Origin of the sequence: Janthinobacterium sp. SUN128, assembly GCF_030587275.1 — a bacterium.
Taxonomy (GTDB): domain Bacteria; phylum Pseudomonadota; class Gammaproteobacteria; order Burkholderiales; family Burkholderiaceae_D; genus Janthinobacterium; species Janthinobacterium lividum.
Genome location: NZ_JAPWHY010000001.1, coordinates 646,271 through 661,965, shown reverse-complemented (window position 1 = coordinate 661,965; position 15,695 = coordinate 646,271). Strand labels below are relative to the sequence as shown.

The window sequence follows — 15,695 nt, the reverse complement described above, 5'->3', positions numbered from 1 at the left end:
GCTTTCCATCACGCGCACGGCCGCCCACGCTCTGCCGGCAACGGCAAAGTCATCAAAGGTAGGTGGAGGGTGTAGCGGTACCAGCAGGACCGCGCGGGAGAGTGGAGTTGTTACCCTATTTCAACAGTGTAAAGAAAAAGTAAATATAAGTATAATGAATGATTCTAACCATATATAAGAGAAACTTATGCGCGTCGTCGATTACCGTGGATTGGCCGCCCTCGACGCCGTGATCGGCCTGGGCAGCTTTGAAAAGGCCGCGCAGGCGCTGGCGATCAGCCAGCCGGCCGTGTCGCAGCGCATCCGCACCCTGGAAAACCTGGAAGGCACCCTGCTGATCATCCGCAGCCACCCGCCCTTGCCCACGGAAGCGGGCCAGCGCCTGATCGCCCATTACCGGCAAGTCAAGCTGCTCGAAGCGGCGCTCGACGCCCAGCCCGGCCCCACCACGCATTTGCCGGAGCTGGCCATCGCCGTCAACGCCGACAGCGCCGCCACCTGGATCCCGGAAGCGCTGGGACCGCTGCTGTCGCCGCCGTCGTGCCTGCTCGATATCCGCCTCGACGATCAGGACCACACCCTGAGCCAGCTGCGCGAAGGGCGCGTGTTTGCCTGCGTCACCAGCGCCAACGACCTGGTGGCCGGCACCACGGCCACGCCGCTGGGCGGCATGCGCTACCTGTGCGTAGCCTCGCCCGCGTTCGCGCAGCAATGGTTTCCCCATGGTTTTACGGTGGAAGCCGTCAGCCAGGCGCCGGCCATCACGTTTGGCAGCAAGGATGCACTGCACGAACGCTACCTGCAGCACCGCCTCGGCTACACGGGCCGCTATCCGCACCATGTGCTCGGTTCGGCACGCGACTTCGTGCGCTTCATCGAAGCGGGCTATGCTTATGGCATGGTGCCCTTGCTGCAGGCGGAAACGGCGCTGGCCGCCGGCAGGCTGGTCGACGTGGCGGCCGGGCAGGCGCTCGATGTGCCCCTGACTTGGCATGCCTGGGATATCCAGACGCCCCTCACACGCACCCTGTCGGACGCCGTCATCGCCACGGCGCGCAAATGGCTGTTACAGGACTGATTGACGCATGCAACATTTATCTATGCCAGACAGCAACTTCTCCGTGTGCGCCCAGCCCTGCCTGGCCTACACTGCAAGCATCAGCCATCACCATCAGGAGCAAGCATGACGATCCTGCGCACCACCCTGCTCGGTTTGCTGGGGGCCATCCCGCTGGCTGTCGGCCTGGCCGCCTGCTCGCCCTTGATAGCCATCAATGCCTTGTCGTCCGGCAACGCCTCGCAAGTGACGCGCGGCCTGGCCTACGGCCCTCTGCCACGGCAAAAGCTCGATGTCTACGCCCCCAGGACCCGTACGGGGCCCGTGCCCGTGGTGGTGTTCTTTTACGGCGGCAACTGGACAACGGGCGAGCGCGCCGACTATGCCTTCGTTGGTCACGCGCTCGCGGCGCGCGGCTATCTGGCCGTGATCGCCGACTACCGGCTGTATCCGGACGTGCACTATCCCGAAATCTTGCAGGATGCGGCCCGCGCCGTGGCATGGGCCGCGATGGAGTCCAGCCGCCATGGCGGCGACCCGACGCGACTGTTCGTCATGGGCCATAGCGCCGGCGCCTACAATGCGGCGATGTTAGCGCTCGACGCCAGCCTGCTGGCGCGCCACGGCATGCGTCCGCACGACTTGCGGGGCTGGATCGGCCTGGCCGGCCCCTATGATTTCCTGCCAATAGAAAACACCATCACCCGCCCCGTTTTCTTTTACCCGGACACGCCCGCCGCGTCGCAGCCCATCCATCACGTGACTGCCGAAGCGCCGCCCGCCCTGCTGATCGCACCGGCGCCAGGCAAGGATAAGCTGGTCGATCCGCAACGCAACACGGGTGGCCTGGCCAAGGCATTGCGGGCGCTTGCCAGGCCCGTGACGGAAACGTATTTCGACAAGGTCAGCCATACCACCCTGGTCGCCTCTCTGGCCAGCCCCTTGCGCATGCTGGCGCCCACGCTCGACGCCGTGAGCGCCTTTATCGACGCCAACAGCAAGACAGACCATGCGGCGGACAACACGGCAAACAACGGAGGCACGCCGCAAGACACCAGGCCAACGCCTCCGGCCACGCCGCAGCAGCCGGCAATGGCGCAGGGCACCGCCACGCAAGCTGCCGCGGCGCGCGTCCACGACAAAACGCCCGCCCCCTGAGGGGCGGGCGCTCTGCCTGGCCACGACGCGCAACGCTGCGTGTCAACCAGCCGCACCTCAAGGCTCGGCCCCCGAATGCGGATTCAGTTGACTGCAGCGGCCCGCTTACTCTTTACGGCTGGCGCTGCTGCTTTTGCTTTGTGCGGAGCCCGCTTGCGAGACGCTGCCGCTGGCCGAGCTTTCGCTGCCGGCCGACTGCTGGCTACCCTGATGGCTGCCGCTTTGCAGGCTTTGACCGTCACGGCTTTGCGCGCCGCGCTGCTGGTCGCGGCTGGCGCCGTTCTGATGATAGGCCTGGAACGGTTCGGCGATACGCTGCATGGCTTCCTGCTGCTTGCGCACGTTTTTCTCCGTTTCTTCCGAAGCAGTACGGGCCACTTCTTCGGCCAGGGCCTTGGCAGTACGGCTCGTTTCATTCACATGCCGCTCTGCCACGTTGGCCAGTTCGACTTGCGTATCGGCTGCCAGGCGCGCTACCTGTTGCTGGTACTTGCGCAATTGCTCGGCGGCTGGTTGGCCCGAGGCGGCAGCCACCTGGAACACATCTTCAGCGCGCTCGACCGTCAGCAGGTTCTGGCCGGTGACCGTGGTTTCTTCCAGCAAGCCTTGCGCCAGCTGCATGTTCAGGTCACTGAAGTGCTGCACCGACTGGAACAGCGACTTCGACAGTCCATTGAAGAAAGCCAGCTGGGCTTCCAGGTGGTTTTTGGCGGCAGGGGTAACACTACGGGAATATGGATACATGGAGTTCCTCATTAAATAGCGGTTGGGTGGACACAAACAAATGGCGACACCACCGGCAGTCGAACGGTGAGGCAAACGGCCAGGCTACGCCACGAAACGCGAAAAAACATATCCGATTGGTGGGAAGATGCTTTGCAACGCGAGTCCCAAGGCTACGTGAGCACCGCTGGCGAGGGATGATCTGGATCAAAGGTGCGCTAGGCTGCGCAGAAAGTTTTGGCTGGACGGCTTGCCTTTGGCAAACGTCAGTGACGGGAAGGAAAATCTGTGCCAGGCAAGCTCAACAAGCGGCGCCCGCGCCCGGCACGACGGGCTTGTAGCCATGGCTGCGCAGCGACGCTTCCAGCCAGCGATTGCCATACCAGCCACGCGCCAGCAGGTAACTGAGCTCCGAGACAGCCATCAGCAGCATCATCGGGCCGATGCGCAGTTCGGTGGCCAGATGGCTGCCAAACCACAGGCACGCATCCATCGCCAGCATGAGCAGCAGCAGCCACCAGCGGCGCTTGGCGACGGCCCAGAACGAGCCCAGGAACAGGGCCGGCCAGGAAAAACCCGCCTTGACGTAGGCATAGCGGCCGGCATCGTCGGCAAACAGGGTGGCGCTGTGCTTCATGCTGCTCTCTTCAGGAAATAACGGTGTCAGGGCTCGGGATGGTGGCAGACTGCTTCGACATTGTGACCGTCCGGTCCCAGCACGAAAGCGCCATAGTAATTCGGGTGATACAGGGCGCGGATACCTGGCGCGCCGTTATCCTTGCCGCCCGCTTCCAGCGCGGCCTTGTAAAAGGCGTCCACCTGGGCACGGTTGTCCGCCGCGAAGGCGAGATGCATGCCGGCATGCGGCGTACCGCCCACGCCGAACCAGAAATCGGGCTTGCCATCCTTGCCCAGGCCGACCCAACCCTGCTCTTCCATCACCACCGCGACGCCCAGGGGCGCCAGGGCGGCCGAAAAGAAGGCCTTGCTGGCCTGTGCATCGCTGACATTCAAACCGATGTGATCAAGAATCATGATGGCGCTCCCTGACGATAGTGAAATGGAAGTACAGTATGCGCTAACATTGCCTTTTAAGCAACCACAACTGCGAATCCGGCTGCTCAGGAAACGCCATGCGCATGCCTAGCGCAGGTTGCCCGTGTGGCCCAGCGAATAGCGGCCCGGCTGCGGCCATACGGTCAAGCCGTGCGGTTCCTGGCCAACTTTGACCTTTGCAACGTCGCCGCTGTTCGTATCGATACGGTAGACCACGTCGTCGAAACGGCCGGACAGCCACAGGTACTTGCCATCGGCGGACACATTGCCCATGTCGGGGCTGCCGCCGCCAGGTATCGGCCAGTTCGACACGACTTTTTCCGTGGCAAAATCGATCACGCTCACGCTGCCCTTGCCCTTGGGCTTGCCGTGGATGCGGTGCGTGCCGCGGTTGGCCACGTACAATTTCTTGCCATCGCGACTAGGGTACAAGCCGTGCGCGCCCACGCCCGTCTGGATGAAGCCGATTTCCTTCAGGGTGGCGCCATCGACGATGTGCACGCCGTCGGCGTCCATATCGGCGATATAGAATTTCTTGCCATCCGGCGAGATGCGTATGTCTTGCGGCATGCCCTTCTTGACGCTGCAGATTTCATTTGCCGGGCCGCCCACGGGGCCGGATTCGGCAAAGCGCTTGGCCGGCATCTGCAATTTCAGGTAGCCATCGACCTTGCGGCCCACCAGGTCGATCTTGGCGATGGTGCCGTCGAACTCGCAGGTGAACATGGCGTAGCGGCCGTCATTGGAGAAATCGGCATGGTTGATGCCGCCGCACTGGGGCGTGTCGATCGAATACTGCACCGCCATGGTCTTCGGATCGCGGAAATCGAGGCGGTGGCGCGCTTCGGCCACGACGATGGCCGATTTGCCGTCCGGCGTGTAATACATATTGTAGGGATCATCGACGGGCACTTCCTTGCCCGGCTTGCCGCTCAAAGGGTCGATAGGCGTCAAACTGCCCTTGTCCGTGCGCTCGGCATTGTTCGCCACCCACAGGGTGCGCAAGTCCCACGACGGCACCACGTGCTGCGGGCCGCTGCCGACCTTGAACTTGTCGACCACTTTCAGGGTCTCCTGGTCGATCACGTAGACATCGTTCGAGCGCAGGTTGGGCACGTAGACACGGCGCAAATGATCCTTGACGACGGGACTCATATTGCTGCTGGCGATGCTGCCGTACACGTTTTTCGGATCCACCAGCGGCGGCATGCCCGGCAGCGGCGAATAGGCGGCGGCCGGCGAGACGGCGGCTGGAGCCGCTGTGCTGGCGCCGGTGACCTGGCTGGCCACGCCCAGGCCGGCCAGTGCGGCAGCCAGGGCGGACAAGGTGACGATGGTGCGTCGTTGAGATTTTTTCATGTGATTTCGCGTCGTTTCGTTGCAAAAGCCGGAAGTTCAGCACTTCCAGCGGAAGTTATTTATTACGTTTCAGCAGCTGTTTGATGGCAGCCACCGAGGTATCCACCTGCAGCTTGACACCGATCTGGCCCAGTTCAGCCGTGGCGCGCGTCGCGTCGCCGCGCACGCCATCCGCCACGCCGGGCTTGGGTCCGTGGGCCATGGCGTCGCTGCGCACCAGCGACGGGTCCGTCGCCAGCATCAAGGCCGCGTCCGCCAAGCCCGCGTGCAGGCCGATCTCGGCGCTGCTGTGGCCGCGTTTCTGCAACTCGGCAATATAGGCCGATTGCGTGATGTCATAGTAGTCGAGCAAGGCATAAGCGCGCGCATCCTTGCCGGAGGAAGCCTTGCCCCAGGCGCGGTTCAATTTGTTGGCCACGTTCTGCTCGTTTTTTTGATAGCCGCCATGGTCGCCGAGAAAGATGATGTCGCGGAAACCATGCTGGCGCAGGCTGGCGGCCGCCCCTTCCAGCACGGCTTCGAAGGCGGCAGGCGGAATCGAGATCGTGCCGGCAAAGCGCATGTGGCCGGCCGGCGGAGAAACCGCGCCTTCCGGCACGTAGGAGACGACGGGCGCGACGATGGTATTGCCCAGCTTTTGCGCAATCTGCCGCGCCAGCAGGCCGGCGCGCACATTGTGCTTGCCCAGCGCGATATACGGCCCGCTCTGCTCGACGCCGCCAATCGGCACCAGCACGGTCGTGGCGCCGTGGTCGATACGGCTGCGCAACTCCGTGCTGGTCAGCTCTTCCAGCATGACACTGCTGCTGGCAGGCGCAGCCGCCATGACGGGCGCCGTGACCAGCAGGCACGAAAATGTCAGGACGAACAGGGAAACGGGGGGCTTGCGTGAAATGCGGAGCGTGGATGGCGCGCAAGGCGCCGTTCGCTGAGGGAACTGCAGAGTCATAAGCCAACATCTTTCCAAGGTCAAAGGCGCCGTGCCCGGCCTTGCCAGGCAAGCTGGCTGCCACGCAGGAATTGTATTCCATCATGACGGGAACGGCACGTTAATTTGACGGGGCAGTTTGCAAGGAATTGACGAAGAGAAACTATCTATCAGGCTGTTGTCGCGTTAGCTCCGCCCTCCTCGGCATTGTGGCGAGTGTCGTTGCGCTTCTCGGCATAGGCCTTGAGCGAGCGCATCGTCCTGGGAAGCCCGTCCCGGACCTGTCTGGCAACGCCTGGGCCGAACAGAAAGGCAAGGGCTCCAGTGAACCACACGCGGTGAACGACTTGCGATCCGCCCTCTGCCGCAACAACCGTGTGCTCGAAATGGATGCGGAAACAAGGGATGTAGCCCTCGACGGTGAACGAGCGGCCTGCCGAGCGCTCCGTGACCAGCATCGCAATACCCATCCCCTTGCTGGGAACTATCCTGCCCTGTGTTCCCACCGCGAATGGCCCATTGAGCCGGGCTTGCTTTGTATCCGGATCCCACAAGTGCCAGCGGTCGACCTCGCTCCAAATCTGGTCGATGACCGTGGGCGGGACGGCAATGTGGATGCTTTCTTCAATTTGCGCCAATTTGGGGGATCTCCCTATCATTGTGTGAAAGTAACTTGGCCTGTTATCCGGCGTCGCGCAGCATATGGAAATTGGGGATATTGGCCCGCGGCATAGCATTCATCACGCAATATCGCCATGCCATTGCGCCAATTCAAAAATACTCCGCCAGCAGGAACAAATGCCGCACCTTTTTCTTTGTCTCGACAAAAAATATATCTGCTGAAATTGCAGGATACACTGTTTTTTTATCATGCCGATAGAATCTGATTGTGGTTATACTGGTCGCAGATAAAGCCGGGCCATAATGACAGCCTTGTCTGGCGCCAGGATCAAGGGATGCTCCGGATTCGACCGCAAGCTGCTGCTCGCCATGGCCATGAGCATATGAAACTTTGAGAAATGATGAACACAACACATTGGCGGGTTCAGGAACTACAGCATCACTCAGCGGATATCGCCTGGCTGAATGCCGAAGACGCCCGCCGCGCCTATGAGGTAGCATGCTTTCACGACTCAAAGACCCATTTCGGCCTGAACGTTAACACCGTTGACTCGATCGAGCGCCTCGTATTCGGAAATGATGCGGCCACCGCAACAAAATGGTTACGCGCCCGTATGCCTGGAACTCAGCAGATCGTAGTGGTGTTTGGAGAAGACGAATGTTTCTTGTGCAGCAGTGTGTTCCTAGTCGAGAATTGGTCGGATATTTTTGTTCCATCACGTGACGACGCGATGATCTATTCGAACGGCACTCCGCTTATCCTGTTTTATTGCCATGAAAATGAATTCGAGGTGGGGCAGCGGAATGTCTTTGATTAAAGACATACTTCGGCCATTGAACAAACAGGGCACTCACGGCGCGCAGCGGGGATTCGGGACATACGGCTGCCGGGTTGCCTTGCCGGGCAGCGTATAGTCGAAGGCATCGCGGGGAAGCGTTCTCAGCGATGAGCGACCATGCGCTGATGTGCGCCGCCTTCGATTTTTTACGGGCCCCGGCCCATAACGCAGTCAAACGTCATCAACCGACCAGTGATCTCAAGCCAACTATTATTTCTCTTTAGCGCCCTGGGCTCGGTGAATGGCATATTCCTGGCGTTTTACTTCTTCAGCCGCCGCCCCCATCGATTGACGCATGCCATGCTCGGCGCATTGCTGCTGGCGATCGGTTTTCGCACGGTTAAATCGGCGTTTTACTACTTTAATCCCGACCTTGCGGTCGCGTTTATTCAACTGGGCCTGTCGGCGTGCCTGCTGATCGGGCCGCTGACATATCTGTATGTCCATTGCCATCTGGCCGACGTGACCGACAGTGCCGTCAGCAAGCATTGGCGCTCGCATCTTTTGCTGCCCTTATGCTTAATCGGCATCGCCCTGCTATTCCCGTATTCGCGCAATACGGACACCTGGTTCTATGCAATTTGCGGCATCCATGCTTACTGGTTTTCTTATTTGCTATTGGCGGGCAGGCAGCTATGGCAGGCGCGCGCCGTATTAGGCCGCGTCGATGGTCGGTTTTCCCGTCAAACGGTGCTCCTGCTCAGCGTTTATTTCAGTAGCCTCCTGATACTCGTTGCTTACGTCAGCACGCCATTCACGTCATATATTATCGGCGCGCTCTCGTTTACTTTTTCTATCCACATCACGATCTTGACGTATATCATGAAAAATGAAGCGGTGGACGTGGCAGGCAAGAAGGAGAAATACCACAATAAAAAAATGAGCGACGTCGATGTCCGCGCATTGCTCAATTCCATCGATAAGGTAATGTGCGAGCAGCAGCTGTATTTGAATCCGACCTTGAACCTGGCGATGCTGGCGAAGAAAGTCGGCAACCTGCAAACGACGGTTTCCCAGGCGATCAATGAAAATCTAAATAAAAGTTTCAACCTTTATATCAACGAGTTTCGCATTCAGCATGCAAAAAACCTGTTGATCACGGCATCCCACCTCAATATGGAACTCGTTGCCGAGCGCAGCGGTTTCAATTCCAATTCCACATTTTTTTCCGCGTTCAAGAAGATTACGGGGCAAACGCCTGCCAGCTACCGAGCCGTCTTTGCGTCGGTGCCGCCCTCATCTTGTGGCGATGGCGCCGACCGTGCACCGGCGCCATCGCAACGCCATCGCGTCACCAGCGATTCCTGACATACCGCGTCGCACGCAGCGACCGGCCGCTGGCGCCGGTCAGCCCCGTGTGCAGCCTGCCTGAACTTGCGCTTGCCCCCCTCACGCCCATCGTTGCAATCCCTCTCGAATTATGGATCCGGAGTCCTAAATTGTGGTTTGCGACCATGGGCTTCCCCGTTCGCGCTAACGTGTCATTCGGCAGCGTCGCTTCGTCGCACAGAGTGCGGATCCGATAGCCGCCCGAACAACCGTATTTACCTTCGGCGAATAGGTAATAGTGAACTTTAGGTAATGTATGAATCAATATATTCTTTTGCGCGCCATTCTCCAGATCTTTTTCTTGTTTTGCATGACGGGGCAGACGATGGCTGCCACGGCACCTGCCGCAGCGGGCGCGGAACGCGATCGGATCACAAAAACTTTGACGGACTATATGGATGGAACGGCCAATGGCGAACCGGCCAAATTGAAACAGGCGTTCCATCCTGATTTCAAGTTATACACGGTAACGGAAGACAATGAGTTGCTGATACGTTCCGGCGAACAGTACATCGCGGAAATCAAATCGGGCGAAAAAATGAAGCGCATCGGACGCATCGTATCGATAGACGTCGAGAACAATGCGGCCACCGCAAAGGTTGAAATACTAATGCCCAATTTCAGACTTTACACCGATTATTTCCTGCTTCTCAAATACGCGGACTCCTGGAAAATCGTGCAAAAGAGTTACACCTGGAAAGCGGTGCCCAGGCAGCAAAACAGGATATTGTTCGTCACGTCGAACCAGCATACCTATGGCAATACAAAGATCAGCGCGGCCAACCATTTCGAGGAAATAGTCATTGCCTACGACGTTTTCAGGAAAAATGGCTATGCCGTGGATTTCGTCAGTCCCGACGGCGGTGCAATTCCAGTGGGCTACGTCGATACGTCGAATCTGACGCAAAAGGAACACCTGTATGACGCCAGTTTCATGGCCTTGCTGAAGAATACGCTGAAGCCCGAACAAATCAACGCCAGCGAGTACCAGGCCGTCTATTACAGCGGCGGCGGGGCGGCCATGTTTGGTGTTGCAGAAAATAAAAGTATCCAGAATATCGCCGGCACCATCTATGAAAATGGTGGCGTCGTCTCAGCTATCTGCCACGGCACGGCCGGCATTGTCAACCTGAAGAATCCAGATGGTGCGTTCATCTTCGCGAATAAGAAAGTTACCGGATTCCCCGATATTTTCGAAGACACGAAAGCCGAATATTACAAGGCATTTCCATTTTCCATCGATAAGGAAGTCAGCAAGAACGGCGGAAATTTTGTCTATTCCAAAAGATGGGGCGACAACTTCTTCATCATCGACGGCAACATCATCACGGGGCAAGATCCGACGGCCACTGCTTCCGTGGCGCAGGAAGTGATCAGGAATCTCCAGCGACGCCATTCAAAAGACAGGGACTGACAATGAACATCCAAACTTTAAAAGCAGCATATTTCATGCTGGGACTCCTTGTATTGCTTCCGTTTTCGGCAAGCGCGAACAACGTCGCCGAATCAATCCCGATAGAGAAGTTCGATCAGATCGTCAGCGAACTCAATTCACCGAACAAACCGGCATTTGCGGTCGCTATTTTCAAGAAAGAAAAATTGATATACGAGAAATCTTTCGGAAGCGCCAATCTCGAATACAAGATTCCCGCCACGGTTAATACGAAATTCCAGATCGATACACTTGCCTGGGAATTTATCGCGTACGCCGTCTTGAAGCTCGAAGAACAGGGCAAGATAAAATTAAATGACGATATCGACATGTATGTGCCGGGGTTGCCGGATTTCGGCAAGAAAATCACCGTCAATCATTTGCTGAGCTCGACCGATGGCTTGCACGGATACAAGGTCTTGAAGTCGCTGTCAGGCTGGGAGTCGGCAGGGGCCGAACAGCACAATACCGTCCTGGAACTCGTGAAAAGCCAAAAGAAATTGAACTTCAAACCCGGCGACGTCTTTTCGCCGGGCGGCGATACACGGCTGATACTGCTGGCGAAGATCGTCGAAGTCGCCTCGGGCAAACCATTCGACGAGTATTGCAAAAATAATATTTTTGCACCGCTCGGCATGACGAACACGGCGTTCCTCTACGGCGACGTGCCGCCGGAAAATACGGCCGTGCCGTATCGCGATGACGGCAAAGGCGCCTATAAAATCGACTATGGCAGTGGAAACGTTCCAGGCCCCGTCAATCTTTACAGCTCGATCCGCGACCTCGCGATCTGGCGCTCCGCCATCTTATCCGACGCGCTCGGTGGGAACGCTCTGGCCACTAAACTCAATGCACCGATCAAGCTTGATAACGGCGAAATCATCAAGGATATCGCCAGCATTTCGACATACGGACAGCAACACGCCGGCAAGGAACGGGGCATTGCAAAGATTTACCAGATAGGCAGTTTTGGCGGATACGCGAGCTCGATTTTCCGTTTTCCCGATCAGGAAATTACTGCCGTCGTATTGAGTTCCGGCCTGGCGTACAACGGAATGTACGGCATGCGGATTGCCGCCACGATGTTGGAAAATCACTTCCTCGAGCCTGAAACCATCGATTATTCCAAGATAGAAAGCGTGAAGCTGAGCCGTGCGCAGAGTCAGAAATACGAAGGCGTGTACTGGAGCCGCGAACGGGCGCTTGCTGCGAGGGTACACGTTAAAAATGATGTCTTGTATTACACGCGGACGGAAGCCGATGGCCGCGTACTGATCCCGTTAAGCGATTCGACCTTCCAAATGAAAATTGACGGCGACGATCATTATTTTATTAAATTCGTCGATAAGAAAGGAAAAATGGATATGCACTTCAGCATGGGGGAAAGCGATCCCATTGTTTTTGAACCGTATAAGGCAGTTTCCTACGCAGAAAATGAACTGGCCAAGTTCACGGGAACGTTTTACAGCGAAGAGCTCAATTCCTCTTTCGTTTTTGTGGTCAATAGCGGCCAGCTTACGGCCAACAATGTGCGTGTGGGCTCCGTCACCTTTAAGCCCGTTAAGATCGATGTATTTTCCGGAAATAAATCTTTCATGGGCGGTATTCAGTTCAACCGTAATAGCAGAAATCAAATTATCGGATTTCAGGTTGTCGTCGACGAGGTACGGAATCTGGAATTCAAGAAGATGCGCATCGACGATAGCCTAGTTTGCGAGACTTGACTGGGGCGCGCTTGGGAAAGTACTGATCAATTCAATCTCCAGCGATTTCAAGGCGAGGTAACTGACTCGACATATCTGCGATTGAGAAACTCAAAAAAATGGGGCAGCTAGCGGCCGCCAAGCCGACAGTCCGCAGGCGAAAACTGACTCACGCGCGCGAAAGGTAGACTCCCTGACTAGCACGGAGCCGGGCGGCGCCTGCACCGTCGCCGCCCCTGCCAGCCCGGCAACTTGACTGACATTCGCCCCAGATGCCGAACATCAACGCTCCCCATTGGACAGCGCCACCACCAAAACCCCGGCATACCGGGGCAGTCACAAGGTTCAAGCGCGGGTACTGCGGCCAGGCAGCGCCAGGCGCTGGCTGGCTGAGGCTGAAGCCGGGGCCGGCAAGCCCCCCGCCACTGTCAACGGTTTTGCCTGGGTGTCGCCACGCAGGCGGAACACGGCCACCACGTCGACCAGTTCCACGGCGCGATCCTGCAGCGACGACGCGGCGGCCGCCGCCTCTTCCACGAGGGCTGCGTTTTGCTGGGTGACCTGGTCCATTTGCGAAATGGCCTGGTTCACCTGCTCGATGCCGGCGCTTTGCTCGTGGCTGGCGTTGGCGATGTCGCCCATGATGTCCGTCACGCGACGGATGCTGGCGACGATTTCTTCCATCGTCGCGCCCGCCTGGTCGACCAGCGCGCTGCCCGTGTTGACCTTGTCGACGGAATCCTCGATCAAGCCCTTGATTTCCTTGGCCGCCGCCGCCGAACGCTGCGCCAGGTTGCGCACTTCCGTGGCCACCACGGCAAAGCCCCGACCCTGCTCGCCTGCGCGGGCTGCTTCCACGGCCGCGTTCAGCGCCAGAATGTTGGTTTGGAAGGCAATGCCATCGATCACGCCGATAATGTCGGCGATCTTCTTCGCCGATTCGTTGATCGAACCCATGGTACCCACCACTTGCGCCACCACGGCGCCGCCCTTGCGGGCCACGTCCGAAGCGGACACGGCCAGCGAGTTCGCCTGGCGCGCATTGTCCGTATTCTGGCGCACGGCCGAGGTCAGCTCTTCCAGGCTGGATGCCGTTTCTTCCAGGGAAGACGCCTGCTGTTCGGTGCGCACCGACAAGTCCGCGTTGCCGGCGGAAATCTGCGCGGCCGCCACGCTGACCGTATCGGCCGAGGCGCGCACGGTGGCGATCACGCCGACGATGCGTTCCAGAAACTTGTTGAAGGCGGTAGCCGTGCGGCCCACTTCATCCATGCGTTCGACGGGCATGGCGGCGGACAGGTCCAGCGAGGCGCTGACGCGCTCCAGCGTGTGTTCGATATTGCCCAGTCCACCGCTGATGGTGCGGTAGATATGCCAGGCCAGCGCGCCCGTCAACAGCACGGCCACGCCCAGCACGGCCAGCATGGTGTTGAACGCCGTGTCGTAGGCGGCCAGGCTTTCGGCCTTCACGTCATCGACCAGCTTGTTGTTGTAGGCGATATGGTCATCCATGCTTTTCTTGGCGGCGGCGGCCGTGATGGCCAGCGGCGTGCCGGCCAGCAAGGTGGCGCGTACGCCATCCATGTCGCCCGCGTAGGCGGCGGCAAAGAATGGCGCCAGCGCGCGGCGGTAGGCTTCCATCGCGGCCTGGTCGGCGTCGAGCATCTTGCTGTCCGTCGCGTCATACAGGCGCTCGGCACGGTAGGTGGCGATGACCTTGTCGAAATTCGTGTTGGCATCGGCTACGGCCTTGTCCAGCGCCGTCTTGTCGGCCAGGTTCGAGAATACGGACAGGCGGTAGCCGGCCAGACGCGAATCGGCCAGGAAACCCTTGGCCGCATTCAAGCCCTGGATGCTGGGAATGATACGGTTTTGCACGGTATCAAAACGCTCCTGGGCGCGCTGCAGCTGGATGGCGCCACCGGCGCCCAGCAATAGCAGGGCCAGCAAGGCGATGGTCAGGGTCAGAATTAATTGCTTGGTGATATTCATGGTGTGTCACAGTAAAAAGGTAGCCTGGCAAGGCCAGGCAGGATAAATAGCTGCCGATCAGGTGGCCGGGGATCGGTTGCTAGGCCGCCAGCGGGGAAGCCTCGGGCGCGCGCCGCAGCAAGTCGCCATGCTGGCGGCAAAACGCCAGGCCCGCCTTGTGGCCCACGTCGAACAGCAACTGCATGTTCGAACTGGACCAGTCCAGCGTATCGGGCCAGTGCTGCTCCGGGATGCCGCCCATCAAGTCGAGCTTGAGCAGGCGCCGCTTGGGCTGGCCCGTGCGCGCATCCGTGTTGTGTTCGAGTTCGAACAGGCGCAGCTCGCTCTTGGAAATCTTCACCAGCGGCGTGATGATGGAGCGCACCCAGGCGTCGTACAGGTTGCGCGGCTTGCGCAGCAGTCGCTCGTCGCCGAGGATGTCGAGGATGACCAGCGTATCGGCGTCATGGTGCTCGCCCTTGCCTTCGATAAACGGGTCGAAATTGAGCGTATCGAGCGCCGCGCCTTCGATATAGTCGTCGCCGGCGATGGTCGTGGGCGCATACAGGAAGGGAAACGACAACGCGGCGCGCACGTGGATCGGCTCGATCTCGTGCTTGCCCCAGATTTGCATGCGGTGCGCGCTGAGGTTGTAGGCATTGATGTAGAAATCGGGGCGCATGCGGGCCACGCCCGAGAAATCCACGGCTTTTTCCAGGAAAGGCAAGTGCGCGCACAGGCCCAGGCTTTTCGCCGACAGGTCCGACGGCGACAGCGACGACACCATCAGCTTGCCCCAGTCCGACCAGGCCGTGGGCACGCCCGCAAACGTTTGCTGGAATGCCTGGAAAAAAGGATTGTTGGCCGGCGGCTGGAAGGCGTCGCGGAAAGTGCTCGCGTGCATGCCCGGCTTCTGGAATACCTTGTAGTTGATCGGAATCATCTTGTAGATGCTGTCGGCCACGCCCGTGTCGGCCCAGCTTTGCAAGGCCTGGCGCGGCGTGGCCTCGTGCGGCGTCGTGTAAAGCAAACCCATCAACACGCCGGCGCCCGAGGCGGAAATAACGTCGAACTCGATGCCCTCGTCAAGGAAAGCAGCCAGGGCGCCGGCGATCAAGGTGGAATTTGGTGCGCCGCCACCCAGCAGCAAACCCGTTTTGCGGGCCGGTTTCGCTGTCGTGGCTGGCGCCGGATCCTGCGGCGTCGTAGTGACTGTCTTCATGCACACTCCCTGAACGGAACGGGGTTACCATCCCTTAATTGTTGGTTACTACACGCTTATGGCGCCTAATCCTGCACATGTTCCCGCAAGCGACCAGCCGATGCAATGTTGCAGAAACAGATATGAAATTAACATAAATAAATTCCTTATGGCAATTTCCATAACGAATGACGGGTATTCAGGAAGGCCATAAGTTGATGCAGTGCGGCATGGCGTGATGCGGCGCAGCAAATATAAATCCAGCGGCGTTAGGAATAATCGTTTTGGGGTAGGAATATTCCCCAAGCAGCCGCCAGC

The 15,695-nt window shown here is 58.8% G+C and carries 14 protein-coding genes; 6 read left to right on the top strand and 8 right to left on the bottom strand.

The features are described from left to right. The first annotated feature begins 187 nt into the window (after nucleotides 1–187). Together O3297_RS03135 and O3297_RS03130 are read left to right on the top strand one after the other, a co-directional pair. Entirely contained in the window at nucleotides 188–1,078 is an 891-nt protein-coding gene (locus tag O3297_RS03135; protein WP_034785706.1) for a LysR family transcriptional regulator ArgP, read from the top strand. A 105-nt stretch (nucleotides 1,079–1,183) separates the two neighbouring features. After that, nucleotides 1,184–2,215 (top strand): alpha/beta hydrolase, encoded by a 1,032-nt coding sequence (locus O3297_RS03130; RefSeq protein ID WP_305047721.1) that lies wholly within the window; start codon nucleotides 1,184–1,186, stop codon nucleotides 2,213–2,215. Nucleotides 2,216–2,320: 105 nt separating this feature from the next. Here the strand turns inward: O3297_RS03130 and O3297_RS03125 are convergent, their stop codons facing one another. The 6 genes from O3297_RS03125 to O3297_RS03100 all read right to left on the bottom strand — a co-directional run bounded on the left by O3297_RS03125 (nucleotide 2,321) and on the right by O3297_RS03100 (nucleotide 6,919). Further along, on the bottom strand, nucleotides 2,321–2,959 hold the full coding sequence (locus O3297_RS03125; RefSeq protein ID WP_070279068.1) for a phasin family protein: 639 nt from the start codon (nucleotides 2,957–2,959) through the stop codon (nucleotides 2,321–2,323). A gap of 280 nt (nucleotides 2,960–3,239) precedes the next feature. Next, the gene (locus O3297_RS03120; protein ID WP_052140423.1) at nucleotides 3,240–3,575 is read right to left on the bottom strand and encodes a hypothetical protein; all 336 of its coding nucleotides are present in this window, start codon (nucleotides 3,573–3,575) and stop codon (nucleotides 3,240–3,242) included. A 26-nt stretch (nucleotides 3,576–3,601) separates the two neighbouring features. Beyond that, nucleotides 3,602–3,973, bottom strand: coding sequence for a VOC family protein (locus O3297_RS03115; protein WP_170846428.1), 372 nt, complete (start codon nucleotides 3,971–3,973; stop codon nucleotides 3,602–3,604). A gap of 108 nt (nucleotides 3,974–4,081) precedes the next feature. Continuing rightward, nucleotides 4,082–5,353: a YncE family protein gene (locus O3297_RS03110; protein WP_151094325.1), complete on the bottom strand. Its 1,272-nt coding sequence runs from the start codon at nucleotides 5,351–5,353 to the stop codon at nucleotides 4,082–4,084. Nucleotides 5,354–5,408: 55 nt separating this feature from the next. After that, nucleotides 5,409–6,179 (bottom strand): creatininase family protein, encoded by a 771-nt coding sequence (locus tag O3297_RS03105; RefSeq protein ID WP_305047720.1) that lies wholly within the window; start codon nucleotides 6,177–6,179, stop codon nucleotides 5,409–5,411. 272 nt (nucleotides 6,180–6,451) lie between these two features. Beyond that, nucleotides 6,452–6,919: an SRPBCC family protein gene (locus O3297_RS03100; RefSeq protein WP_305047719.1), complete on the bottom strand. Its 468-nt coding sequence runs from the start codon at nucleotides 6,917–6,919 to the stop codon at nucleotides 6,452–6,454. A gap of 381 nt (nucleotides 6,920–7,300) precedes the next feature. On the opposite strand from O3297_RS03100, the gene O3297_RS03095 reads away from it, so the two are divergent. The 4 genes from O3297_RS03095 (at nucleotide 7,301) to O3297_RS03080 (ending at nucleotide 12,226) form a co-directional block, all read left to right on the top strand. Further along, a complete protein-coding gene (locus O3297_RS03095) occupies nucleotides 7,301–7,720 on the top strand; it encodes a hypothetical protein (RefSeq protein ID WP_099387308.1) in 420 nt (139 codons plus the stop codon). Nucleotides 7,721–7,933: 213 nt separating this feature from the next. Continuing rightward, entirely contained in the window at nucleotides 7,934–9,049 is a 1,116-nt protein-coding gene (locus O3297_RS03090; RefSeq protein ID WP_151094319.1) for an AraC family transcriptional regulator, read from the top strand. Between the two features lie 277 nt (nucleotides 9,050–9,326). Beyond that, nucleotides 9,327–10,484 carry a nuclear transport factor 2 family protein gene (locus tag O3297_RS03085; protein WP_305047718.1) on the top strand — a complete coding sequence of 386 codons (1,158 nt, stop codon included), beginning with the start codon at nucleotides 9,327–9,329 and terminating at the stop codon, nucleotides 10,482–10,484. A 35-nt stretch (nucleotides 10,485–10,519) separates the two neighbouring features. Beyond that, nucleotides 10,520–12,226 (top strand): serine hydrolase, encoded by a 1,707-nt coding sequence (locus O3297_RS03080; RefSeq protein ID WP_305047717.1) that lies wholly within the window; start codon nucleotides 10,520–10,522, stop codon nucleotides 12,224–12,226. A 324-nt stretch (nucleotides 12,227–12,550) separates the two neighbouring features. Here the strand turns inward: O3297_RS03080 and O3297_RS03075 are convergent, their stop codons facing one another. Next, nucleotides 12,551–14,197 (bottom strand): methyl-accepting chemotaxis protein, encoded by a 1,647-nt coding sequence (locus O3297_RS03075; protein ID WP_305047716.1) that lies wholly within the window; start codon nucleotides 14,195–14,197, stop codon nucleotides 12,551–12,553. Nucleotides 14,198–14,276: 79 nt separating this feature from the next. Next, on the bottom strand, nucleotides 14,277–15,398 hold the full coding sequence (locus O3297_RS03070; RefSeq protein ID WP_305047715.1) for a patatin-like phospholipase family protein: 1,122 nt from the start codon (nucleotides 15,396–15,398) through the stop codon (nucleotides 14,277–14,279). Between the last annotated feature and the right edge of the window lie 297 nt (nucleotides 15,399–15,695).

Excerpts from the sequence above, each read along its gene's own strand:
- O3297_RS03135 (WP_034785706.1), top strand. The coding sequence starts at position 188 with ATGCGCGTCGTCGATTACCGTGGATTGGCCGCCCTCGACGCCGTGATC.
- O3297_RS03130 (WP_305047721.1), top strand. The coding sequence starts at position 1,184 with ATGACGATCCTGCGCACCACCCTGCTCGGTTTGCTGGGGGCCATCCCG.
- O3297_RS03125 (WP_070279068.1), bottom strand. The coding sequence starts at position 2,959 with ATGTATCCATATTCCCGTAGTGTTACCCCTGCCGCCAAAAACCACCTG.
- O3297_RS03120 (WP_052140423.1), bottom strand. The coding sequence starts at position 3,575 with ATGAAGCACAGCGCCACCCTGTTTGCCGACGATGCCGGCCGCTATGCC.
- O3297_RS03115 (WP_170846428.1), bottom strand. The coding sequence starts at position 3,973 with ATGATTCTTGATCACATCGGTTTGAATGTCAGCGATGCACAGGCCAGC.
- O3297_RS03110 (WP_151094325.1), bottom strand. The coding sequence starts at position 5,353 with ATGAAAAAATCTCAACGACGCACCATCGTCACCTTGTCCGCCCTGGCT.
- O3297_RS03105 (WP_305047720.1), bottom strand. The coding sequence starts at position 6,179 with ATGGCGGCTGCGCCTGCCAGCAGCAGTGTCATGCTGGAAGAGCTGACC.
- O3297_RS03095 (WP_099387308.1), top strand. The coding sequence starts at position 7,301 with ATGATGAACACAACACATTGGCGGGTTCAGGAACTACAGCATCACTCA.
- O3297_RS03085 (WP_305047718.1), top strand. The coding sequence starts at position 9,327 with ATGAATCAATATATTCTTTTGCGCGCCATTCTCCAGATCTTTTTCTTG.
- O3297_RS03080 (WP_305047717.1), top strand. The coding sequence starts at position 10,520 with ATGCTGGGACTCCTTGTATTGCTTCCGTTTTCGGCAAGCGCGAACAAC.
- O3297_RS03075 (WP_305047716.1), bottom strand. The coding sequence starts at position 14,197 with ATGAATATCACCAAGCAATTAATTCTGACCCTGACCATCGCCTTGCTG.
- O3297_RS03070 (WP_305047715.1), bottom strand. The coding sequence starts at position 15,398 with ATGAAGACAGTCACTACGACGCCGCAGGATCCGGCGCCAGCCACGACA.